The following is a 24,072-nucleotide window of genomic DNA, read 5'->3' as shown; positions in this document are numbered from 1 at the left end:
GGGGTTGTTTTCTGTTTTTTGAGAATTTTTTAGGAAGGATTGTTGAAATATTATGAAACGATTATTTACCTCTGAATCTGTAACCGAAGGGCATCCTGATAAGATATGTGATCAAATTTCAGATGGTATACTTGACTTTATTATTTCTAAAGATCCATTTGCAAGAGTTGCTTGTGAGGTATGTGTTACTACAGGATTGGTTAATGTTATGGGAGAAATAACTGCCAACTGTTCTTTTGATATCGAGTCTATTGTGAGAGATATTATTAACGATATAGGGTACAATGATCCTCAGTATGGATTTGATAGTTCTACGTGTGTAGTACATAATTTTTTACATAGTCAGTCTAGCGATATTGCTTTGGGTGTTGATGAATCTCTTGAAAAGAGAAATAATTCTTTAGATAAAAGGCAATTTTTGGGGGCAGGAGATCAAGGAATTATGTTTGGTTATGCAACTAATGAGACTGATGAATTCATGCCATTACCAATTGTTTTATCTCATAAATTGGCTAAAAAACTTTCTGATGTTAGAAAATCTGGAACTTTGAAATATTTAAGGCCAGATGGAAAAACTCAAGTTACAGTTGAATATAACGAGGAAAGTCCTGAGAGGATACATACTATTTTAATATCGGCACAACATGATGAATATGTTTCTCAAGATCTTATATATAATGATATGATCGAATATGTCATAGGAAATATTGTACCATCAGAGTTTATAGATTGTAATACTAAGTATTTAATAAATCCAACTGGAAGATTTGTTATTGGTGGACCTAAGGGAGATAGTGGTCTTACAGGAAGAAAGATAATTGTTGATACATATGGAGGTTTCTCAAGGCATGGAGGAGGAGCGTTTTCTGGGAAGGATCCAACGAAAGTTGATAGGACTGCAGCTTATGCAGCGAGGTGGGTTGCTAAGAATATAGTCGCTGCTGGGATATGTGATAGAGTTGAGATTCAATTGTCATATGCAATAGGTGTAGCTAATCCCCTATCATTATTTATTGAAAGTTTTGGAACTGAGAAAATTAAATTAAATGAAATATATGAGATAATAAATAAGGTATTTGACTTGAGACCGGCAAGTATAATAGAAGATTTAAATTTAAGAAGACCTATATATAGACAGGTTTCTTGTTATGGTCACTTTGGTAGGAACGATTTAGATATTACATGGGAGAGTTTAAATAAAGTTGAAGAAATTAAATCTTTAATAAAATAGAGGATTATCCTTGTATATCCTCTATTTTTTTTCCACCTACAAATACATGCTTTATATTTATATTCTCATCAAATATAACCATGTCAGCATCATATCCTTCTTTTATCATACCTTTTATTGAATTAACATTACACACTTTAGCTGGATTTATAGTTAATAATTTGATGATTTCATTTAATGGAATGTTTAAATTATTTCTGATATTTCTTATCGCTCTATCTAAAGTTAAAACAGATCCGGCGAGTGCACCATTGTTTAATCTTGCCTCTGAATTTTTAACTATGACCTCTTGCCCACCTAGAGAATATGTTCCGTCTTTCATACAGCAAGCACGCATTGCATCTGTAATTAAGATTATTTTATCTGTAGATTTCATTTTGAGGGCTATTTCAAGCGTTGCGTAGTGGATATGGATACCATCTAATATGCATTCTGCAGTTATGTTTGAATTCAGTATGGCTCCAGTAGCTCCAGGATTTCTATGATTAAATGGACTCATGGCATTGAATAAATGAGTTGCATGCGAAATTCCACTTTCTATTCCACAAATGGCTTCCTGATAATTTGCATTTGTATGACCTATTGAAGCAACTATGCCTTTAGAATTCAGATATTTTATCAATTCTAGTGCTCCATTTATTTCAGGTGCTATAGTTACTAACTTTACTATTTCTTCATAATCACCTGTTATTTCTTTGAATTTATCTATTGACGCTTCTAATACAAAATTTGGATTTTGTGCTCCTATTTTATGTTTGCTGATAAACGGACCTTCTAGATGAGCACCTAAAATATTATTTGAGATAGTTCCTTTTTTCATTACTTCTTGGATATTTTTAAGGGCATTTCTAATATCTTCTTTTGAGCATGTCATTGTGGTTGGTAGAAAGGAGGTTACACCGTGTTTTAAAACATTTTTGCATATTTCTTCTAGGCTTTCATGACTTGCATCCATTGTGTCATATCCATTAGTTCCATGTATGTGTATATCTATGAATCCTGGAGATAGGTACATATTTTCACCATCTAAAATTTCACCATCATATTTTGGAGAATGGTTCAGAAAAATTTTATGAATTTTACTATTGTGTACCACTACACTTCCAGGAGTTATAGAATCATGGAATATTATTTGTACGTTTTTTATTAACAAATATCTCACTTCCTTTTTTTTATTTTAGATTTAATAATCTCTTATGTCAAATTAAATCAGAGGATATTTTGTGATATAATTTCATGAAATAGTACTTTTAGTACTTTTGTTTTTATGGAGAGGGTTATGAGGAAAATATTTGGAACTGTTAAGAAAATTATATATTCTTCCAATAATTTTTGTGTGTTTAAAATATTATCTGAAAATGGAAAAGAGATTATATGTATTTCTGACCTTGGTAGTGTTTGTTTTAATGAAAATGAGAAACTATGTTTAGATGGGGATTATGAAATTAATTCTAAATATGGAGAACGATTTAGGGTACGCAGTTCTGAAAGAATAGAATTTATTAGTAAGGGTGATATTGAGAAGTATCTATCTTCATCTTTATTTACAGGTATTGGAGCTAGAACAGCTAAGAAAATTGTGGAGCGATTTGGCGAGGATACCTTAGACATAATAAGTAACAACGTAGACAGGATTAAGGAGGTTGAGGGTATTGGTGATAAGAAGTTTTTAGAAATAAAGAGTGCTATCAGCAATAGTTTAACCAACAAAGAAATAATTTTGAAATTAGTGAGTTTGGGATTGTCTCTTGAGAATTCAAGTAAGATATATAATATTTTTCATGAATCTTCAATAGACGTAATAAAAAGTGATCCTTACATATTGATTGATAAATTGCAGTCATTTGGGTTTAAAAGAGCGGACTTAATTAGGCAAAGATTGAATATTCCGAACGATCATTTTAATAGAATTAAGTACGGAATATTGTATGTACTTAAAGAAAAAATAAAGTTTGGAAATACGTTTTTACCGTATGATGATTTAATGAATTTTTGTATGAAGACGCTTTTAGTTAATAGAGATAAAATATGTAATGTTTATAATGAAATTTTAAGTAAAGGAATCATAGTGGAGAAAATATTTAAGAAAGGTAAACATGAAATTAGATGTGTTTTCATGACAAGTATGTATGTAGCAGAACACGAAATATGTTCGAATTTAGTAAAGTTATTTATATATTATAAAAATAAAATTTCTATTGATATCCAGAGGGAAATTTGGAATTTTGAAAAAGAAAATAATATAAAATTTTCAGAGGACCAGGTTAGAACTCTTGTTTCAAGTATAAGTAATGGTGTGCACATTATAACAGGTGGGCCTGGTACTGGAAAAACAACGATAGTAAAGTTTATTTTAAATGTTTTTGTTAGAAATGGTTTTAAGGTTATTATGGCAGCTCCAACTGGAAGAGCTGCTAAGCGTATGATGGAAGCTACTGGTTTTGAAGCGAGAACAATACATAGAATTTTGGAAATATCGAGTACTAGTGAAGAAGGATATTCTTTTTCTAGAAAAAGTGATAAAAATGTGATTAAATGTGATACTATTATAGTAGATGAGTCTTCAATGCTTGACGTCTTATTGGGAAGTAAATTGTTTAGTTCTTTGGCTGTTGGAACAAAGGTTATAATAGTTGGTGATGTAAACCAATTGCCTTCTATTGGTCCTGGGAATTTTTTGAAAGACTTAATGGATAGCAATATATTTCCGGTGTCGGAATTGAGTACAATTTACCGTCAGGCTAAGAATAGCTATATAGTTTTGAACGCCCATAAAATAAATAATGGTGAAGAATTAGTACTTAACCAAGCAAATAGTGATTTTTACGTTGTGAATGGAAATAGTGAAGAGGATATTTGTAATATATTAAAGGAACTGGTTATGGAACGCATACCCAAGTTCTTTTCGGATAAAATAGACAATTTAAAGGATATACAAATACTGTCACCGGTGAGGAAAGGAGTTTTGGGTATCCAAAACTTAAATTCTATATTTCAGGAATGTATGAATTGTAGGGTTAATAATAAAAAAGAAGTGATATTTTTTGGAACTTGTTATAGGTTAGGAGATAAAGTCATACAAACGAAAAATAATTATGATTTAATAGGATATAACTTAGAAGATGACAAGGAAATTAGAGGAGTATTTAATGGAGATATAGGATATATATGTGATATAGACGGTAAAACTATTAGTATAATTTATGATGAAAGTAAAGTTTTTAAATTTGACAAGTCGAATTTGGGTGATATCGAACATGCTTATGCTATAACTGTGCATAAGAGTCAGGGAAGTGAGTTTCCTATTGTGCTTATACCTGTATTCAAGGCTGCTAATTTTCTGATGAATAGTAATATCTTGTATACTGGAGTGACGAGGGCAAAAAAGTTTGTAGTGTTGGTTGGTAGTATAGATGACTTGATATACATGGTTAAAAATACTTCGTCTGTGGTTAGATATTCGGCATTAAAATATTTGTTTAAAGAGGTATTGAATTTATCGTATGAAAATTTGGGAGGGATATAAAATTTTACCAAGTAATATAAATATGGAATTAAGTTACAATAGTATTGTCAGATGGTTTTTCTATGCTAAAGATGAGTTTTTGAATTTTATATCACATCCTTTCTATGATTTGAAATTGATAATGGAAGTTTTAATGGAATTGCTTCGTCGTGGGAGTAAAATTTTATATATAACTCATGATAAGGGTTATATAAAGAAAAAAATGGAGTTATTTGATTGTAATTTAGGAGGTTTGATTTTTTCTGAACCATTTACTTATTTTGACAGAGGTTTCAAATTTGATTTAGTTATATTTGATGATATAACAGGAATATCCAGAATTGATGATGATTTCATAATATCTTATTTAAATATAGTATCTGCTAGAAAGAAAATAATTATGAGTATGAAAGAACTTGTGAATGCTCGTAAGGTGTATGCACTAAATAATGATATGATTCGTTTTAAAGAACCTAGGAGTATACAAACAAGAATTGATTTAAACCAAGATATACCACATGTTGTTTTTAAGTTCTTCGAATGGTTTTTTGATAATAAATCTAAAGTAATATTAATTACAAAAGATATTAGTTCAAGCAAGAATGTTTACAATTATATGAAAAAATATATATCTATATCTCCTAAACTTAATAATCTTTTTATTGATATGGATTTTAAATCTTTTTCTCACTTTGAGAATAGACTCAATTTAACACCTTACATATATGTAACATCTATTAATTTTTTGAATGAATTTTATCAATTTATATTGAAAAATTCTAGTAAAGTATACAATTTCAATATTGTAGTGTTTTTTGCATCTGATAGAGCTTTTAATTACAAAAATTTATTAAGCTTATGTGGGATTTCAGATTTTTTAAGAGATTGTAAAAATGAAGTTATATTTGTATCTAATTATGAAAACATGGAAATACTTATGGCAAAAAGAATTTCGAGGAGTTATAACAAAAGGATTTGGGAATTTGGATTGAAAGAATCTTAGACATGGTGTATCCAAGTGTGCCAGTTTGTGTAAGCTGCTCAAGCAGTTTAGGTTATGGGTATTTATGTCAAGAATGTAGCCAAAATATAAGTTTTAATAAAAGTCATGATAAAAAATGCTTTGAGGATTTTGAAGTAAATTATGCAGCATATTATTGTGGTGTCATTTAAAATATAATATATAATTTTAAAGTTAATAAAAATTTTCAATGCGGAGAGTATTTGGGGGGTGTTTTGTTTAATTATATTGTTAAAAATAATATGGAATTTGATTATTTAACGTATGTTCCTAGAGATAGGAATAAGATTAAAAAAGAGGGATTTGATCAAAGCTATTTCTTGTGTAAATTTTTAGGAATAAGGTTAGGAATTCCATTCTTAAATGCAGTTTACTGTAAGGGTAAAGAGCATGATCAAAAATACATGAATGTTGCAGATAGGAAGGTTAATGTTAATGGTAAATTTTTTGCTTCAAAGCACATAGATAGGTTAAATAATAAGTCAGTCTTGATAGTAGATGATGTGGTTACCACTTGCAGCACCATAAATGAGGTAGTTAGAGTCATTAAAAAAAGTAGTTCTAAAACACGTGTGAGTGTATTGACAATTGCGAAAACTTTAATTTAAAATAGGTGTGAGGCTAGGTTTGTGGTTGAAAATCGATGCTAGTCGCAGGCAAAACGATCCACGTAAGCTAGAACAAGTTTTAGTAATCATGGTGCGGCTTAGAGTAAGTCCTGCCATTAAAAATGAGAGGGTTAGTAGTGAGGGATTAATTTTATTAGCGAAAGCTCCAGCAGGCGAGTGTGGGGGAAAAGACCAGGTCAGCTAGCTTTATTTTGATATTGGGGGGCTTAATGATGAAGGTAGTTATTCACGGAAGGAATATTCAGGTTACGGATGCACTAGAGGATAGTATATGTAAGAAGTTATCTAAATTAGATAAATATTTTTCGGAAGAGTTAGAAGCCCAGGTTACCTTAAGTGTTGAAAAAAATGATCAGATAATAGAGGTTGCTATAGTGTTTAATGGTATGTATCTAAGGGCTCAGGAGAGGAGTTCTGATTTATATGTGGCTATAGATTTGGTTGTTGATAAAATCTATAAGCAGATTAGGAAGCAGAAGACTAAGTTGTTGAAAAGATATCATGATAGCAAGGAATCAAAGAATTCTCACATATTGTTCGATAATATAGAAGTTGATGATTCAGTTGATGAGGATAAAGTTGTCAAAATAAAGAGATTTCCTATAAAGCCTATGTATATAGATGAGGCTGTTTTACAGATGGAACTTATGTGTCATGATTTTTATGTTTTCATAAATGCCGAAACAGATGGTGTTAATGTTTTGTATAAGCGTAGATCTGGTAATTATGGTGTGATAGAGGCTGAATATTAATGTAGTGATTAAGGTGTTCATTAAAGGGACACCTTAATTTATATTTAAGATAAAAATATTAATGTGAAATTTAAAGATTATAAATTTATATTAATTCTTAGATTGCATAAATTTATAAAAATATTTTTAAAATATAGATTGTATGTTTAATTTTTTATAAAATTAAGATAATATAACTGAAGTGTAATTGTGAGGATGAGGACTAATGGGATTATTAGCTAAAGTATTTGGTACATATAGCGATAGAGAATTAAAACAAATTAATAAAATTATTAAAAAGATTAATTTTTTAGAGCCATACGTCCAAAAGTTATCTGATGAACAGTTAAAATCTAAAACTCCTGAATTTAAAGACAGATATAAAAATGGTGAATCTCTTGATAAGATACTTCCAGAAGCTTTTGCAGTTGTCAGAGAAGTATCGAGAAGGGTATTAGGCAAAAGGCATTATGATGTTCAATTAATAGGTGGAATAGTGTTGCATCAGGGTCGTATCGCTGAAATGAAAACCGGTGAAGGAAAAACTTTGGTTTCCACTCCGCCAGCGTATCTAAACTCCATTACTGGTGAGGGGGTTCACATAATAACGGTTAATGATTATTTAGCTCAAAGAGATTGTGATATTAATAAGCCTATTTATGACTTTTTGGGTGTTAGTGTAGCTCCGGTAATTCATGGAATTACATCTAAGCAAAGGCAAGAGGCCTATGCATGTGATATTACATATGGTACCAATAATGAATTCGGATTTGATTATTTAAGAGATAATATGGTTATTTTTAAAGAAGAGAAGGTGCAGAGAGGACTTAATTTTGTAATCATAGACGAAATAGATTCTGTACTTATAGACGATGCTAGAACTCCTCTTATTATATCTGGAGCTGCTGATAAGTCTACAGATTTTTATAAGATTGCTGATTATTTTTCTAAAACTTTAAAAGAAAATGATTATAAGAAAGATGAAAAAACAAACTCTGTAATATTGACTGATGAGGGTGTTAGAAAGGCTGAGGCGTTTTTTAAGGTTGATAATTATGCAGATCCAGAAAATATGAGTATTCAGCATCACGTATCTCAATCTCTACGTGCTAATTATGCTATGAAGAGAGATAAGGATTATATTGTTATAGATGGAAAGGTAGAGATAATTGATGACAATACAGGGCGTGTTATGGAGGGAAGACGTTATGGTGATGGATTGCATCAGGCCATTGAGGCTAAGGAAGGAGTCAAGGTCGAAAAAGAATCCAAGACTTTAGCGACTATTTCTTATCAAAATTTATTTAGAATGTATAAAAAATTAAGTGGAATGACTGGTACTGCTGCAACCGAGGAAAATGAATTTAGAGAAATTTATAATTTGGATATAGTTGTTATACCTACTAACAAGCCTGTGAAGAGAGAAGATCACCCTGATAAAGTTTTTAAAACAGAGGGTGGTAAAATAAGAGCTATTATTAAGGACGTAGAGGAAAGTAATAAAAAAGGTCAGCCAGTTTTAGTTGTTGCTCCAAGCATTTCTAAAGCAGAAGAGATGTCAGATCACTTGAGAAAAAAAGGAATGAAACATCAACTTTTAACAGCTAAGTCACATGAGAAGGAGGCTGAAATTGTAGCCCAAGCGGGTCAAGCAGGAATGATAACTGTAGCAACTAATATGGCAGGAAGAGGTACTGATATAAAGTTAGGTAAAGGTGTGAACGAAGTTGGCGGATTAAAGATAATAGGGACGGAACGTGCCGAATCTCGCAGGGTTGATGGTCAAATGAAGGGAAGGGCTGGAAGGCAAGGTGACCCTGGAAGTTCTAGATTTTATATAAGTTTAGATGATGATTTGATGAGAATATTCGGTTCAGATAGATTAAAATTAGTTGTCGATAGGTTGGGACTTTCAGATGAAGATGCTATTGAGAGTAGGTTCGTGTCGAAAGCCATAGAGAATGCACAAAAAAATGTTGAGGGAAATAACTTTGATGTAAGAAAGTCTTTGATAGGGTATGATGATGTTATAAATAAGCAACGTGAGATAATATATTCTCAGCGTTCTCGTGTTTTATGTGGAGAAGATCTTAAAGAACAAATAAGTTCAATGATAGAAGATGTTGTGTCATATGAGATAAATGTACACTTATCAAAATTAGATTCTGAATCTGACGAAGATGATTTAAAAAAATTGGTTGAGTACATGGAGCTACTTTATGTTCCTGTTGGTCTTATTAATGTTTCTATGTTAAAAGAATTAACCCATAAGGAAATAATAAATAAATATGTTACTATCGCTAAGAGAATATATAAGGGTAAGGAAGAAGAGTTTGGGGAAAAGCAACTTAGAGAAGTGGAGCGTGTTATACTTTTACGTGTTGTGGATTTGAAATGGATGGATCATATAAATAATATGGATCATTTAAAACAGGGGATAGGTCTTAGAGCTTATAAACAGCAAGATCCAATTCAAGCATATCAGTATGAAGGAAGTGCCATGTTTGAAGATATGATCAGAAATATAAAATTGGATACGATAAAATATTTAATGCATGTTAGAAGTGATAAAGCACCTCAAAGGGAAAGAGTCATGAGAGAATATGGAACAAATTCGTCTTCAAATAATTCAAAGGAAAAGACTATTAAGAAGGAAGCTAAGATTGGTAGGAATTATATTTGTCCTTGCGGCAGTGGTAAAAAATATAAATCTTGCTGTGGGAAAAATATTTAAATTGTATGGCTGCTCTCTTAGGCAGTCTTTTATAATAGGAGGGAATTAGTTTAATATGCTTGATTATCAATATTTTAAGAATGAATTTAAGCACATCAGTGATAGTTTTGAAATTATTAGGAGGTCTCTTTGACATAGATTTACTGAAAAAGAAAATTGAAGAGTATGACATTATGATGGAGGATGCTGAATTTTGGAATAATTCTACCGAGAGTTCTTACGTATCAAAAAATTTTAAATTGTGTAAAAGTAAGGTTGAAGAATTTGAAAGTTTACTTAGTACGTTTGATTATTTAGGAGAGTTATTGGAACTCATAAAGTGTGAGGAAGATGAAGAATATACTGACACGTTTGAAACTGATTTCTCAAAATTCAAATCTTCTTTCGATAAGTTTAATATAAAAACTTTACTAAATGGAGAATATGACAAAAATAATGTCTTTTTATCTTTGCGTTCTGGTGCGGGTGGAGTTGATGCTCAAGATTGGACTGAAATGCTTTTTAGGATGTATGTGAGATGGTGTGAGGCAAATAAGTTTTCCATAGAAGTTATAGATGAGGTTGTTGGAGATGAGGCCGGTATAAAAGGAGCTACTATAAAAATATCTGGTGAATATGCCTATGGGTATTTAAAAGGAGAAAAAGGAATCCATAGATTAGTTAGAATATCTCCTTTTAATGCAAATGGAAAGCGTCAGACATCTTTTGCTTCTGTTGAGGTTCTCCCCGAAATTGAAAATATAGAAGAAATAAAAATAAGTGATAATGATTTGAAAATTGATACATATAAAGCAAGCGGTGCTGGTGGTCAACATGTTAATAAAACGGAATCGGCTGTCAGAATAACACATTTGAAAACTGGAATAGTTGTACAATGTCAAAATGGACGAAGTCAAGCTTCTAATAAAGAGATTGCGATGAAAATGCTTTTATCAAAACTAATAGAACTAAAAGATAGAACACATAAAGAGAAACTTGAAGATTTGACGGGTGATTTGAAGGATATAGGATTTGGCAGTCAAATAAGGTCGTATGTTCTTCATCCTTATTCAATGGTTAAGGATCATCGAATAGATGTAGAAACATCTGATGTTTTAGGAGTATTGGATGGGAAGATTGATATTTTTATAGGTAAATATATTAGAAAATTTTCGAATGATTAGGCATTAAAGTTGTGGAGGGATTTTTAAATGGATATCTTTAAAGTTTTATCGACAGAGTTTTCTATACAAGAGAAATATGTGGTAAATGTAATAAATCTCCTAGACGATGGTAATACAGTCCCTTTTATAGCCCGTTATAGAAAAGAAATGACGGGATCTCTCGATGATATCGTTTTAAGAGAACTTGAGTTAAGACTTCAATATTTAAGGAATCTTGAGGATAGAAAACAAAGTACCATTAGGCTCATTGATGAACAAGGGAAGTTAACTGAACAATTAAGAGAAGAAATTATAAATTGTAAGACGTTAATAGAGGTTGAGGATATATATCGTCCATTTAAACCTAAAAAGAGAACTCGTGCTACCATAGCTGAGGAAAAGGGACTTAAGCCTTTGGCAGAAATTGTCCTATCTGGGGTATGTGACAATGTATTTCTTGAATGTAACAAATATATTAATGAGGATTTGGGAGTTGGTAATGTACAAGATGTTTTAAATGGAGCTAAGGATATAATAGCTGAGATTGTATCTGATGATTACGATTTTAGGAAATTCATTCGAACGTACATATTTGATAACGGAGTTTTGTGTACACATGGAGACAATGAAGAAAGAAATCAATATGAAATTTATTATGAATACAGTGAAAAGTTAAAAACTATACCTTCTCATAGGATTCTGGCTATAAACAGAGGTGAGAAAGAGAATATTTTAAAAGTTAAAATTGATTATGACTCTGATGTTATTTTAAATTACGTATATTCAAAGATAAGAAACGAAAATGAAGATTGTAATAAAATCATTTATGATAGTGTTCAAGATTCGATAAAAAGATTGATAGTACCATCGGTAATTCGTGAAATAAGAAAAGAGTTGACTGAAGCTGCAGAAGACAGTTCTATAATAATCTTTAAAGAGAATTTGAAAGCATTGTTGATGCAACCGCCTATAAAAGGAAAGTTTGTTATGGCTATTGATCCAGGATTCCGTACTGGATGTAAAGTTTGTGTATTGGATGATATGGGTAAATATTTAACTTCTGTCGCTATATATCCTAATCAACCATTAAATAAAGTGGATGAAAGTAAGAAGATTTTAAAAGATTTAATATATACGTATGGTGTTGATCTGATATCCTTAGGAAATGGTACGGCTAGTAGAGAAACGGAAGAGATTGTTAGCGAAGTTATAAAAGAAGTAAAGGATCAAAAGGATATTGATGTGGCTTATGTTATAGTATCAGAGGCCGGAGCTTCTGTATATTCTGCTTCTGAATTAGCCAGTAAGGAGTATCCTGATCTTGATGTAACAGTGAGAGGGGCTATATCTATAGGTAGGAGATTGCAAGATCCATTGGTTGAACTTGTTAAAATTGATCCTAAATCAATAGGAGTGGGGCAATATCAACATGATATAAACTCTAAGAAGTTAGGAGAATCTTTAAGGATTGTAATAGAGGATTGTGTGAATTCCGTTGGCGTTGATCTTAATATAGCAACTCCTGCAATTTTATCTTATATTTCTGGCATAAATTCATCAATTGCAGAGAATATAGTTAAGTATAGAGAAGAAAATGGAAAATTTAAAAATAGAAGTGAACTTTTGAAGGTAAAGAGATTAGGAAACAAGGTTTATGAACAATGTGTTGGATTTCTGAGAATAAGTGATGGAGATAATGGACTTGACAATACTTCTGTCCATCCTGAGAGTTATGATGCAACAAGGAAATTTTTAGAAATCTTGGATCTTGATGTCGATGAGCTTAAATTTAGAGGGAGGATATGTAATCTAGATGAAAAGCTTAAACATTTTGATAAGCAAGATATTTTATCTAAGTTAAGAATTGGAGAAATAACACTAAATGATATAATAAATGAGCTCAAGAAACCAGCTAGAGATCCCAGAGAAGATTTACCAAAACCCATATTTAAGAAAGGGGTTTTGAGTATACAAGATTTGAAAGAGGGAATGATTCTAACAGGAACTATTAGAAATATTTCAGATTTTGGTGCATTTGTCGATATAGGTGTGCATCAAGATGGGCTAGTTCATAAATCCCAAATGTCTCACAGATTTGTAAAACATCCATTGGATATTGTTAAATTAAATGATATTATTGAGGTTAAGGTAATTGATATTGATCCAGATAGGAATAGAATTTCTTTGACAATGAAAATTTGATTATATTTAGGGAGTGTGCTTTATATGGGTATTAGGAATTATGAGTTTAGTACAAAAGTGAAAATTGGCATATTGGTAGCAGTATCAGTGATTTTAATGTATTTTAGAATTGGAATTCCAATATTTCCTAGTTTCTTAGATTTTGATTTATCTGATATTCCAGTATTATTTATAGCTATGTATTTTTCTCCGATTTTAGGGGTTGGAGCTATGGCAATTAAAAATATTCTTATAATTCTAACTATGGGGAGTTTCACTTATGGAATAGGGGAATTTGCAAATTTCTTAATAGGATCAAGCTTTATATTTGTTGCTAGTAAGGTTTTTTTTAAATTGAAAGGTAGGACAAGGTGTTTAATATCTTACCTACTGGGGACATTTACTTTGGTCGTAGTTGGTGTTTTATCAAATTATTTTTTAATACTCCCAGTGTATCTAAAGGTCTTAGGGCTTAATTTAAGCAGTATTGTTGGGGAGGGAGGTACTGTATTGAAATATTTAATTTTTTCAATAATTCCTTACAATATAGTCAAATCTATTATAATTTTTATCCCAACAGTAGTTATATTTTATAGAGTTAAAAAAAATAAATTCTAGGAATGTCACCTAGAATTTTTTCATAACTATGGCATTGTCTGTTGGATTTCTATAGTAGTTTATTCTCTTACCAATTTCTATAAAATCAAAACTTTTATATAGCTCTATGGCTTTTATGTTTGACTCTCTGACCTCTAAGAAGAATTTATATCCTTTAAATTTATCAAATAAATGATTTAATAACATTTTGCCAAATCCATTTCTTCTGTAAGCTTTATCTATAACTATATTTGTTACGGATATTTCATCCAATATTACCCAAACACTTAAAAATCCAATTAAATTATTTTTATAAATTAAGGAAAAGTATTTTGAATACTCATTATTAAAATCTTCCATATATGAATTCATATTCCATGAGTTTTTTAAATAAGTATTGCTAAGATTGTATATTGAGTGCAGATCTTCGATTGTTGAACAACGTATCGAAATATTAATTAATTTTTCCATTTTTGTTTTTAAGTAAGGTTTCCTGAGCTTGGGAAACCCTTATATAAGATGGTTTTGATAATTTGGAATCATCAAATATATTCAATTTAAATTTTTTAATTCCGAGCAATGCATAATCATATGAGGTCATTGGTTTTTTATTGAAGAATGGATTGTTAAAATAACTTTTGATTTTCTCTTCAAATTTAGTTGTATCATCTCCTGTAAACAGAATGTCTTCCACATTTCCATGTTTTTTTATCAAAAAGTCTTTAATGTTATCTATGTGTATTATATTTCCTTCGTTTGAATTGTTTGGTATTAAAGATTTGCTTGAGAAAGAGTTTATATAGACTTCATCTCTAAGAGCATCTATTATAGAACAAGTTATTCCATTAAAATTTTCTCTGAAACATAATGAGTCTAGAGAAGATAAGGATATCATAGGCTTATTTAATGAATATGAGAATGCCTTTATTATAGAAAATGCAATTCTTAGACCTGTAAAACTACCAGGACCCTTTGATATTATAAATCCATCCATATCCTTTAATTTCAAATTTGATTTTTTTAGTGTCATGTCAATGATATCTATAGAATTTATTGAATGATTTTTCATATTATAAATGCTAATTCCTGAAAGTAATGTTTCATTATTTGTAACACAACAACTTATGATAGGAGTATTTGTATCTAAAGTCAAAAGAATCATTTTTCTAAATCTCCTCGTTTATTTTATCGATGAATTTTGTTAAGATGCTTTCCTGATCTTGTGAAAAATTAAATCGAATCTCTCTCTGAGTTTCATTTAGATTTTTCAATTTTATGTAATTGGTATTTTGAGGAAGAAGATCTTTTATTTTAGATGACCATTCAATAATTGTAATTGCATTATCTTTTAAATAATCATCAAATCCTATTAAAAACATTTCTTCTACAGAATCTATTCTATAGACATCGAAATGGTATAAATTTAAAGTTTGACAGCTATATTCATTAACTAAATTAAAAGTTGGACTCTTTATCTCATTATGTATATTTAATCCTTTACCAATTCCTTTAACTAAATGAGTTTTTCCAGAACTCATATCACCATCAATTCCAATTAATATTTTTGAATTCAATACGCTTCCGAGTAAATTTCCAATTTTGATTGTTTTATTTACGTTTTCTGAGATTACGGTATACTTCAAATGTTCACCTCGTCTTAAATTAATATAAATTTAATTATACTTTAAATTATAAAATTAAACATTGATTTTCACGAAAAAATATATTATACTTAGCTAGTATTTAGGGGTATAGCTCAATTGGTAGAGTAGCGGTCTCCAAAACCGTTGGTTACGGGTTCAAGTCCTGTTGCCCCTGCCAAAGTTTGAGGTCTGTCTTTATATAAAGGCAGGCTTTGCTTGTTTTTAGAATATTTTATAAAATTTTATAGCATTTATTTAAAATTGGGAATGATAAGGAGGATTTTTATGAGTCAGTATTTAGTTGATTGGGCTGTTGAGTTACAGAGTATTGCACAAATAGGAATTACGTATGCAAAGGACGTTTACGATACAGAAAGGTATAGGCGCATACGTGAGATATCTGCAGAAATTATGTCCAAGGTGTCTGGATTAACGTTTGAAAAAGTAAGATCTATATTTTGTAACGAGGAAGGTTATCAAACACCTAAATTAGATACTAGAGCGGCTATATTTAAAGATAATACCATATTGCTTGTTAAAGAAAATAACGGTAAGTGGTCTCTACCTGGAGGATGGGTTGATGTTAATCTATCTATTAAGGAAAATATTATAAAAGAGGTTAAAGAGGAGACAGGATTTGATATTATTGCAGATAAAATTATTGCTATACAGGATCGTTCAAAGCATAATTTTCCCAAATACGCTTATGGAGTATGTAAAATATTTATTTTATGTTCTGTTGTTGGCGGAAAGTTTCAAAAAAATAATGAGACTGAGGAATGCAAATATTTTCCTTTGAAAAACCTTCCAAAATTATCTACCGATAGAAATACATTAGAACAAATTCAAATGTGTTTTAATGCATATAGTTCTGAAAAATGGGATACAGAATTTGACTAATGTTTTATTAGTCATATATTTTAAGAAAATGAAAAGGGAGAATAAATTCTGCTTTTCATATGTATGAAACATTCAATATCTCCATTGAGTGATAATATATGTAAGAACATGTCTCGCATAAATTAAAATTAAATATATTTTTGCCATCCATATAAGATTTATTGCAACAATAACATATTTTCATTTATTAACAACTCCTAATCATGAGGATATACTCTATTGATTCCAAGTTAAAATATTTTTATACAATGAGTTAAAAATTCATTTTTAAAAGATTTTCTATATAATAATTTTTTTAAAAATGTTTAAAAAAATTAAAAATATACATAATAAATTATTATGTAATAAATCTTTGTGGTAAGCATATATTTTACTTTGGAAATATAGGAGCATATATAGCACTTATGTGGGAGGGGTTTAAGTTGAATTCACAGTATCACAACGATGAAAAGTTTTATTCTAATGGAAATAGGAGCTTAATCGATGAAATTATTAATATTGAAAAATTAAGAAAATTGGATGATAGATATATAATAACAGATATTTGTAAAGATATAGATTTAAAATATTATGTTGATGATGAAGTATTTAATGTTTACCATAGTTCGTTCGGATTTAGTTTATCATTTGATAATAAAACATTTAAATCCTTAGCAGGATTTATTGATGTAGATATGAGTACTGCAAAGGATAAAGATAGATTTATTTTATTTTTGAAAAATATAATGAAGAGTAAGAAAATAAATCTTTCAGGTAGGTACTTTAGAGAGATTTTAAATAAATTTTTAGATAAAAACGTTAAAGAAATTATTGATTTTAAAGATGATATTCGTATTTATACAAGTAAGATTGTTGATAATGATAGAGAATTGATCTTTGTCACAATAAAGTGAGACGCTTAAGTTTAAGCGTTTTTTTATTTTTTAAATATTCTTTGCTTAAAAAGGAAAAATTAAATAAAACTTTAAATGATTGGAAGGAGATAAAATGCATAGAAAAATTTTAATATTGGTGGCTATATATGGTATAATCATTGAATCAATTATAGTGAGTTCAATGGAAATCTTTGAATCTCAGAAATATTTAAATTACATTGAAGAAAAAGTTATATATCTAACTTTTGATGATGGTCCTAGTCCTAATACAATTGATATATTAGATATTCTGAATGAGGAAGGTGTTAGGGCTACTTTTTTTGTGATAGGAAAGCAGATAGATACTCACAAAAATATAGTAGAGAGGCTTGAAAATTCACATATGTGTATACTCCCACATACTGATACTCACAATTATAGACAAATATACAAAACTGCTGAAGACTATTTTATTGATTTAAACAATTGTAAAGATAAAATAAAAAGTATTATAAATAAAGATCCTGTTAACTTTGTGAGATTCCCAGGCGGAGTTAATAATGATTTACTACGAAATGATGTTTTGAAAGAAATTAGAGAAAAATTTTTAGAATATCGGTATTATTTTATAGAGTGGAATGTATATGGTCTTGATGCAGAAATTACTTCCAAAGATGCAAATGAGATATATGAATCTACAGTTAATCAATTACTTAATACGTCCAAGGCAATAGTTTTATTACATGATGGTTACGGTAATAGAAATACGGTCGATTCATTAAGATTAATCATACATAAGGCTAAAAAATTTGGATATAAGTTTAAAACTTTGGAAGAGATAACAGAAAAAGATTTTGATTATTTTATGAGAAAAAATGTAATAAATAAAAGGGGATAGAATTTTAATTGTTTTAAATTTTGGGGGATTTGAGTATGGCTAAGTTTTTTTTGAGTTTGATTTTATCAATAAGTTTTATTTTAACTAATGTTATTGCCAAGGAAAGTAGCAGTTTAGATCCACATGTTTACGGAGAAGCTTATGTAGTAATAGATGGTGAAACAAATGAAGTTATTTTGGGTAAAAATATTGATCAAAAAATGTATCCTGCAAGTATAACTAAGCTGATTACAGCTATTTTATTAGCTGAACATAAAAATCCATCTGATATTTTAGAGTTCACACAATCTGCAAAGGAGGTTCCGGAATATTCGGTTAATTTAAATTACTATCCTATGGAAGTTGGTCAAGAGTTAAGTGCAGATTTTGTAATGAAGTCCATTCTTATATTCTCTGCCAATGATATGGCACAAGTTGTGGCTGATAACATTTCTCATAATTTAAATGTCCCTTTCGAAGATGTGATGAATAATAAGCTTAAAGATTTAGGGTTGAATAATACAAATTTTAAGAATGCTATAGGATTGGATAATGATGACCATTATTCAACAGCGTATGATTTAGCTATTTTATTAAAAGAGGCTTTGAAGTATGAATGGATAAGAGAAGTTATGAGTACGAGGAATACAACTGTTTCTTTACCTGATGGGTCTTTAGTGGTTTATGAGAATTCAAATAAGTTAATTGGTATTGAAGGAATGATAGGTGGTAAGACGGGGTATACATCGAGGGCTGGAAGAACCTTAGTCGGTGCATTTGAGAATGATGGGAGACTGTACATAGGAACCGTGTTGAAATCTGTATATGATGCAGATGATTCATATGTTTTTAATGATATGTTGAATATAGTAAAGTCTTCTATCACACGAGAGAAGACTTTACTATATAGGTCTGGTGATGAGAATTTTATGACAGCACCACTTGAATATAAGCTTTTTGGGTTTTTTGGTCCAAATAAGGTAAAGGAAGTACCCATAATGTTAAAAGAAGATGTGTACATATATGATAATCAGTATAATATGGATAATATTTCTACTAGCCTAGTGTTAAACCAAAATATAAATATTTTTACAAATGGGAATACTCCTATAGGGACTTTGAACTTAAAGATATTGGATTATGAACAATCGTACGAAGTTATAGCAAATATGTCAGATTTATTAGTTGAAAATTTATACATATATGTATTAACATTAGTTGGAGTTTTGATTGTAATTTTGTCAGTTGTATTTGTGTTTTTAAAGATATCTAAACGTAAAAGAAGTAAGAATATTTGGAGATAGAGTACCAAAATAGTTGCTATATTGGCAACTATTTTTTTTAACTTATTGCATTATAAATTTATTTAATATATTATTAAATTTGATAAATTTGGTATTTTTTGTATTAATTTTATACTTACAACTTTAGCTTTTATCAAGGACGTGTACTTTTATGAAAATTAAAAAAATTAATATAAGTAATTTTGGCATATTGAGTAAAAAAAGTTTAAATTTAGAAAATGGGATCAATGTAATTTATTCTGAAAGTAAGCAAACAAAGACTATTATTCAGAATTTTATAGTTTGTTTTTTGTATGGTATGGACAATGATAGAAAAGTATTTAAGAGTATGTTTAGAAGAAAGTATTCTCCCTTTGCTATGGAACGAACGAAGGGAGAAATTGTAATTGAGACGAATAATGTTGAGTATTCAATAGAACGAAGTTTTGGAGGCTCGAAATCTCAAGATGCTACCAGTGTGACTCGGATACTTGATGGACAAGAAGTGTTCGATTTAAATTTGGATCAACCTGGAATGAGTTTTTTGGATATGGGATTTGAAGCTTTTCATAGAACCATGTTCGTCAAAAGTATAGATGAGTTTGTGAAATTTAATAATGGTTCTAAGCTTATGAACGATATCGTTAAAATTCAGGAGAATTTTGATAAAAGGTTTTCTTTTGATAATGCAGTTCACTTAATTAATAATGCAAAAAATATAATCAAAGGAATAAAAGTTTCGGATAATTTAAATGAGCTTTATAGTAGGTACTTGGAATTAAATAGTGAGTTGGATCAGGCTAATGAAATAATGTCTTTAAATTCTTTGGATGAGGAGAAATTAAAAAATCTACATAAAAGGAAAGAGTACTTATTAAATGAATATTCTCAGGTAGAACTCAGTAGAAAATACTTTAAATATCTAGAGATTGAAGAGGTAGTAGATAGTGTTAACGAGTTGGAAGATGAAATCGGTAAGCTCGAAAAGGACTTGAAAAATGTAAATAATGACATGTTAAAACTAAATGAGGAAAATATAACTAGGGATTTCATAAATGATTTAGCTGATAAGGTACAATCATATAAGGATTTTAAACGCAATATTTTAAAGATAAATAAGTTGGATGTTGATGAGGAATCGAAAATATTTGAAAGATTTGAGTATTTAAATAACGAACTTGATAAGTATTCAATTGTAAGGTCTAATTTTGTTTTTTATAAAGAGTGCATAAGGAAGATAGATCGCCTTAATAACGAAATAGATGGAATAAAAGGAAATGGAAGGTTGAATTCTTTTATAAGAAATATTTCCCGAACTAAAAAAAATAGAAAGAAGAGAAGCTATAGTTTATCGTATGTAATTATAATTAGCATTTCAATCTTGATGGTTATTTTAGCTCCCGTATTTAACTTGGATATGGTGGGAATAGTACTAATAAGTTTAACTTCATTTGCATTATTGGCGATTGCTTATGTTTTTACAATCTTTAGGGATTACAAAGATATAAGAAGTAAGGATATAAATAATGTAGCAGGGAAGTTTTATGATTTTAAGAACCAAATATCAAAAATTGAGAAAGAATTGTATCCTTATACGTATTACAAGATAAAAAAAGATGTTGAAGCTATTGAAAAAATTGAAAATGAGCTAGATTCATTGAGCCTGAGATTTAAAGATGGTGATATGAGCTACATTAACATGATAAAAGATTTTAAATGCCAAGAAAGAGATCTGATCAATATATTGAAAGATTTTGGATTTGAAGATTTGTTCATACAGGATGTTGAAAATTTTATTGAGAATATTAAATTTAAGCTAAATCATAAAGAGGATATTGAAAATAACTTAAAAGAGAAAAATGAGAAATTAATAAATGTACTGGATGGCAGGAATAAGTATGATTTAATGAATGAATTGGAGTCTCTTAGAGAATACTCGAATAATAGGTCAAATAAATCCTCTGATGAGGTTGATAATGAGTATGGTATTTTAAAAATTGAGCTTAAAAAAATAGATGAGGAAATCGTAAATTTGAATCAGAACTTAAAAAATACTCATAGAAGTGAGAGGAAAATTGAAAATATTAGAGCAGAAATATCAAATGTTAAAAATACAATATCCTATTTAGAAACTAAGATAACAAATGTTGATATGTATATTAATAAAGTTACAGATATTTATTATGAGTTTAAGGAGAATCTTTCTCCAGAGATTTTATCTAGAATAGATTATGTGATTAAGTATTTGGTTAAGGATTCTTTTGGTATAGTTAAAACTGAAAGAGCTGTAACTTATGATGGTTCTGTACTTGTGAAAGAGAAATTGGGGATAGAGTTTTTAAATACAGATATGTGGGATTTGATATATTTTGCTTTGAGGATCACGATTGCTGATTTGATCTACGAGGATAAAGGGGAGGTTCCCTTAATATTGGATGATCTATTTTCTTCATACAGTTTTGATAAAATGAAGAAAGCACTTATGTTGCTTGAAAAATATTCAAGAGATAGGCAAGTAATATTATTCACTTCAACTAAGAGAGAAATGGAATATTTAAAAGGGAATGCATACATAGTTAATGTATAAAGAGAAGGGATGATTTGTATAATCATCCCTTTTGTGTTTTGACCTCATCGCAATTTTTATATAAGTTTGATAATAGAATAGGAGTGATAATGGTAGTCAAAATTACAACTATTATTAGAGGTGATACTAAGCTCTCTTTGAGAATTCCACTAGATATTCCCACATTCATTATAACTAATGCCACTTCCCCTCTCGAGACCATACCCATACCTATTCTTGCCGAGTCTAAAAAATTAAATCCGAGCACCTTTGATGATATAAAGCAAGATATAAATTTGCTAAGAGAAGCTCCTATGAACAAAATTATGGTAAATAATATAAGTTTATTGTCAAAAGATGACAAAGTTGTTTGCATGCCTATACTAGCAAAGAAAATAGGTGAAAATATGAAATAGCTTAAATAGTTTAATTGTTTATACACTGTGTGGTGGAAAATATATTTTGAAAAAATAACACCTGTTAAATATGCACCTATTATCGAGGTAACATGAAAGTATTCTTCACTTACGAACGATATTGCAAAACATAGAGCTAAGGCATAAAGTGGCATTCTATGTTTATGCTCTTTATTTATACTGAGATTATTTATAAATGGAGGAAGAAACTTTAGGAGCAAAAATGCAAATGCAAAGAATAAAATCAAACCAATTATGATTGTTTCTATCTTAGTGCTTTGACCTAAAGATCCACCAAACAAAGTAAGTATGAAAACTCCGAGTATATCATCTATGATTGCCGCTCCCATAATTGCAGATCCAGATTTTGATGAAAATACTTTTAAATCCTTCAAAGTTTGGGAAGTTATAGATACTGAAGTTGGTGTGAATATAATTCCTAGAAAGATGCTATCTAAATACGATAAATTCATTAAGAAATATCCTATAGAAAATCCTGTAATAAGGGGAATTATTACACCTATTAATGCTATTAGTGTAGATGATAATCCAACTTTTTTAATGTGTTCAACATCGGTTTCAAGACCTGCATTAAACATTAGAAGTATTACACCTATGTGTGAAGCATACTCCCAAAATGTATCATAGTTAACTAATCTCAGAACTGAGGGACCTAAGAGTATCCCTGCTATTAATGCTCCAACCACATTTGTGATTTTAAGTTTGCTTGTTATAGATCCCAAAAGTTTTGTAAAAACTAAAATTAAACATAATTCAATTAGAAACTTAGGGTTCATAGAACCTCCTCTAAAATCATTTTATCTTCAACGAATTCAGAACAAAATTTAAAAAATCTTTTAATTTAGGCTGTTCATCTGAAGCTATACTGGATAAAATAAAGCTTCCAAGTCCAAAAGTTATAAATATATCTTTTATATCTGCTATGAAGAGATTGTGGATATGTAAAAAATCCAAGCTACCTCCCCAAAAAATTTTATCTATGAGTGAACACAATCCACCGGAAAATAGGAAGATAAATGAAAGTTGAACAATAGGAGTAAGTTGATTTTTAAATATTTTAAATCTGTACATATAAAATATCAACAGGAGGATTATAAAATTTAAGATTGTGAATATTACAAACGGTGCATTGATATTAAATCTGGATGCTATGAAAGATCCTTGACTATTTATGTGAGGAGTTATTGAGAAATAGTCGGGTATAACATTTACTGAATTTAAGGAATTGTACTCAAAAATTAATGAAACAACTATTTTTGAAAATTGATCGATAATACACATAATTAATATTACTGTTGAAGTTATGACTTCCTTAAGTAAGACAGATTTTTTATGATATATGAAAAATCCGTATGATAGTGTAGCCAGAAGTAGTGCAGGTATAAAGTTTAGTGAAATATTGTACAAGCCTCTAATATTTCCTACCATGAATTCGAATAAGCAGTAAGCCATCCAAAGTGAAGTGTATGTTACTAAGAAGTGAATGAGCCTTAAATTTTTCATAGTTCACTTATTTCTCCAAATCAAAATTGTATCCAAAATATAAAATAAATAATAACGTAAAATAAATCAATGTATAATTTGAAAATAAGAAATAATAATATCGATACAGTGTTGAAATTTCAAAACAGAACACTTATAATAACTGGTGTTAGGATCAATTGATACTAATATTATTTTCTTGATATCAGGAAATATTCTCAAAAATTTAGATACTTTTAATTTATTTCACATTGATTTG

The 24,072-nt window shown here is 29.5% G+C and carries 21 protein-coding genes and 1 tRNA gene; 16 read left to right on the top strand and 6 right to left on the bottom strand.

All coding sequences use genetic code 11. The annotated features are described in order from the left end of the window. The first annotated feature begins 52 nt into the window (after positions 1-52). A complete protein-coding gene (gene metK / locus AALI31_RS06810) occupies positions 53-1,231 on the top strand; it encodes a methionine adenosyltransferase (protein ID WP_489885785.1) in 1,179 nt (392 codons plus the stop codon). Positions 1,232-1,235: 4 nt separating this feature from the next. On the opposite strand, the gene nagA is transcribed toward metK, so the two are convergent. After that, on the bottom strand, positions 1,236-2,384 hold the full coding sequence (nagA, locus tag AALI31_RS06805; RefSeq protein WP_489885784.1) for an N-acetylglucosamine-6-phosphate deacetylase: 1,149 nt from the start codon (positions 2,382-2,384) through the stop codon (positions 1,236-1,238). 126 nt (positions 2,385-2,510) lie between these two features. On the opposite strand from nagA, the gene recD2 reads away from it, so the two are divergent. The 9 genes from recD2 to AALI31_RS06760 all read left to right on the top strand — a co-directional run bounded on the left by recD2 (position 2,511) and on the right by AALI31_RS06760 (position 13,792). After that, complete coding sequence (gene recD2, locus AALI31_RS06800) at positions 2,511-4,757, top strand: SF1B family DNA helicase RecD2 (protein ID WP_489885783.1); 2,247 nt, start codon at positions 2,511-2,513, stop codon at positions 4,755-4,757. Positions 4,758-4,779: 22 nt separating this feature from the next. Next, positions 4,780-5,739, top strand: coding sequence for a hypothetical protein (locus AALI31_RS06795; RefSeq protein ID WP_489885782.1), 960 nt, complete (start codon positions 4,780-4,782; stop codon positions 5,737-5,739). Continuing rightward, complete coding sequence (locus AALI31_RS06790; RefSeq protein ID WP_489885781.1) at positions 5,712-5,909, top strand: hypothetical protein; 198 nt, start codon at positions 5,712-5,714, stop codon at positions 5,907-5,909. The genes AALI31_RS06795 and AALI31_RS06790 overlap by 28 nt, the downstream gene beginning before the upstream one ends. Before the next feature lie 63 nt (positions 5,910-5,972). Further along, positions 5,973-6,365, top strand: coding sequence for a ComF family protein (locus AALI31_RS06785; RefSeq protein ID WP_489885780.1), 393 nt, complete (start codon positions 5,973-5,975; stop codon positions 6,363-6,365). 233 nt (positions 6,366-6,598) lie between these two features. Continuing rightward, on the top strand, positions 6,599-7,138 hold the full coding sequence (hpf, locus tag AALI31_RS06780) for a ribosome hibernation-promoting factor, HPF/YfiA family (protein ID WP_489885854.1): 540 nt from the start codon (positions 6,599-6,601) through the stop codon (positions 7,136-7,138). Between the two features lie 205 nt (positions 7,139-7,343). Continuing rightward, positions 7,344-9,851, top strand: coding sequence for a preprotein translocase subunit SecA (gene secA, locus AALI31_RS06775; protein WP_489885779.1), 2,508 nt, complete (start codon positions 7,344-7,346; stop codon positions 9,849-9,851). A gap of 80 nt (positions 9,852-9,931) precedes the next feature. Continuing rightward, complete coding sequence (gene prfB / locus AALI31_RS06770; RefSeq protein ID WP_489885853.1) at positions 9,932-11,014, top strand: peptide chain release factor 2; 1,083 nt, start codon at positions 9,932-9,934, stop codon at positions 11,012-11,014. Positions 11,015-11,041: 27 nt separating this feature from the next. Then, a complete protein-coding gene (locus AALI31_RS06765) occupies positions 11,042-13,195 on the top strand; it encodes a Tex family protein (RefSeq protein ID WP_489885778.1) in 2,154 nt (717 codons plus the stop codon). 24 nt (positions 13,196-13,219) lie between these two features. Continuing rightward, positions 13,220-13,792: an ECF transporter S component gene (locus AALI31_RS06760; protein WP_489885777.1), complete on the top strand. Its 573-nt coding sequence runs from the start codon at positions 13,220-13,222 to the stop codon at positions 13,790-13,792. Between the two features lie 9 nt (positions 13,793-13,801). Here AALI31_RS06760 and rimI read toward each other — a convergent pair whose 3' ends face one another. Genes rimI through tsaE form a run of 3 tightly spaced genes read right to left on the bottom strand, consistent with a single transcriptional unit; the run spans position 13,802 to position 15,414 of the window. Next, positions 13,802-14,242, bottom strand: a complete 441-nt coding sequence (gene rimI, locus AALI31_RS06755; protein ID WP_489885776.1) for a ribosomal protein S18-alanine N-acetyltransferase — start codon at positions 14,240-14,242, stop codon at positions 13,802-13,804. Next, complete coding sequence (tsaB, locus tag AALI31_RS06750) at positions 14,226-14,933, bottom strand: tRNA (adenosine(37)-N6)-threonylcarbamoyltransferase complex dimerization subunit type 1 TsaB (protein ID WP_489885775.1); 708 nt, start codon at positions 14,931-14,933, stop codon at positions 14,226-14,228. The genes rimI and tsaB overlap by 17 nt, the downstream gene beginning before the upstream one ends. Positions 14,934-14,937: 4 nt before the next feature. Then, positions 14,938-15,414: a tRNA (adenosine(37)-N6)-threonylcarbamoyltransferase complex ATPase subunit type 1 TsaE gene (gene tsaE, locus AALI31_RS06745; protein ID WP_489885774.1), complete on the bottom strand. Its 477-nt coding sequence runs from the start codon at positions 15,412-15,414 to the stop codon at positions 14,938-14,940. A gap of 102 nt (positions 15,415-15,516) precedes the next feature. Here tsaE and AALI31_RS06740 point away from each other — a divergent pair. From AALI31_RS06740 to AALI31_RS06715, 6 genes are all read left to right on the top strand, one after another. Then, positions 15,517-15,592, top strand: a tRNA-Trp gene (locus AALI31_RS06740). 107 nt (positions 15,593-15,699) lie between these two features. After that, positions 15,700-16,314, top strand: a complete 615-nt coding sequence (locus AALI31_RS06735) for an NUDIX hydrolase N-terminal domain-containing protein (protein ID WP_489885773.1) — start codon at positions 15,700-15,702, stop codon at positions 16,312-16,314. A gap of 422 nt (positions 16,315-16,736) precedes the next feature. Then, complete coding sequence (locus AALI31_RS06730; RefSeq protein WP_489885772.1) at positions 16,737-17,207, top strand: hypothetical protein; 471 nt, start codon at positions 16,737-16,739, stop codon at positions 17,205-17,207. 94 nt (positions 17,208-17,301) lie between these two features. Next, on the top strand, positions 17,302-18,066 hold the full coding sequence (locus AALI31_RS06725) for a polysaccharide deacetylase family protein (RefSeq protein WP_489885771.1): 765 nt from the start codon (positions 17,302-17,304) through the stop codon (positions 18,064-18,066). Between the two features lie 35 nt (positions 18,067-18,101). Next, positions 18,102-19,349 carry a D-alanyl-D-alanine carboxypeptidase family protein gene (locus tag AALI31_RS06720; protein ID WP_489885770.1) on the top strand — a complete coding sequence of 416 codons (1,248 nt, stop codon included), beginning with the start codon at positions 18,102-18,104 and terminating at the stop codon, positions 19,347-19,349. A gap of 151 nt (positions 19,350-19,500) precedes the next feature. Continuing rightward, positions 19,501-21,915, top strand: a complete 2,415-nt coding sequence (locus tag AALI31_RS06715; protein ID WP_489885769.1) for an ATP-binding protein — start codon at positions 19,501-19,503, stop codon at positions 21,913-21,915. A 22-nt stretch (positions 21,916-21,937) separates the two neighbouring features. Here the strand turns inward: AALI31_RS06715 and AALI31_RS06710 are convergent, their stop codons facing one another. Both AALI31_RS06710 and AALI31_RS06705 read right to left on the bottom strand, forming a co-directional pair. Then, a complete protein-coding gene (locus tag AALI31_RS06710) occupies positions 21,938-23,107 on the bottom strand; it encodes a cation:proton antiporter (RefSeq protein ID WP_489885768.1) in 1,170 nt (389 codons plus the stop codon). Positions 23,108-23,123: 16 nt separating this feature from the next. After that, positions 23,124-23,834, bottom strand: a complete 711-nt coding sequence (locus AALI31_RS06705) for a signal peptidase II (RefSeq protein ID WP_489885767.1) — start codon at positions 23,832-23,834, stop codon at positions 23,124-23,126. Positions 23,835-24,072 lie beyond the last annotated feature (238 nt).

The sequence above is a fragment of the Anisomitus miae (SeqCode) genome (assembly GCF_054906395.1).
Note: the sequence above shows the minus strand (reverse complement) of the source record. Positions and strands in the feature narration are given on the sequence as shown.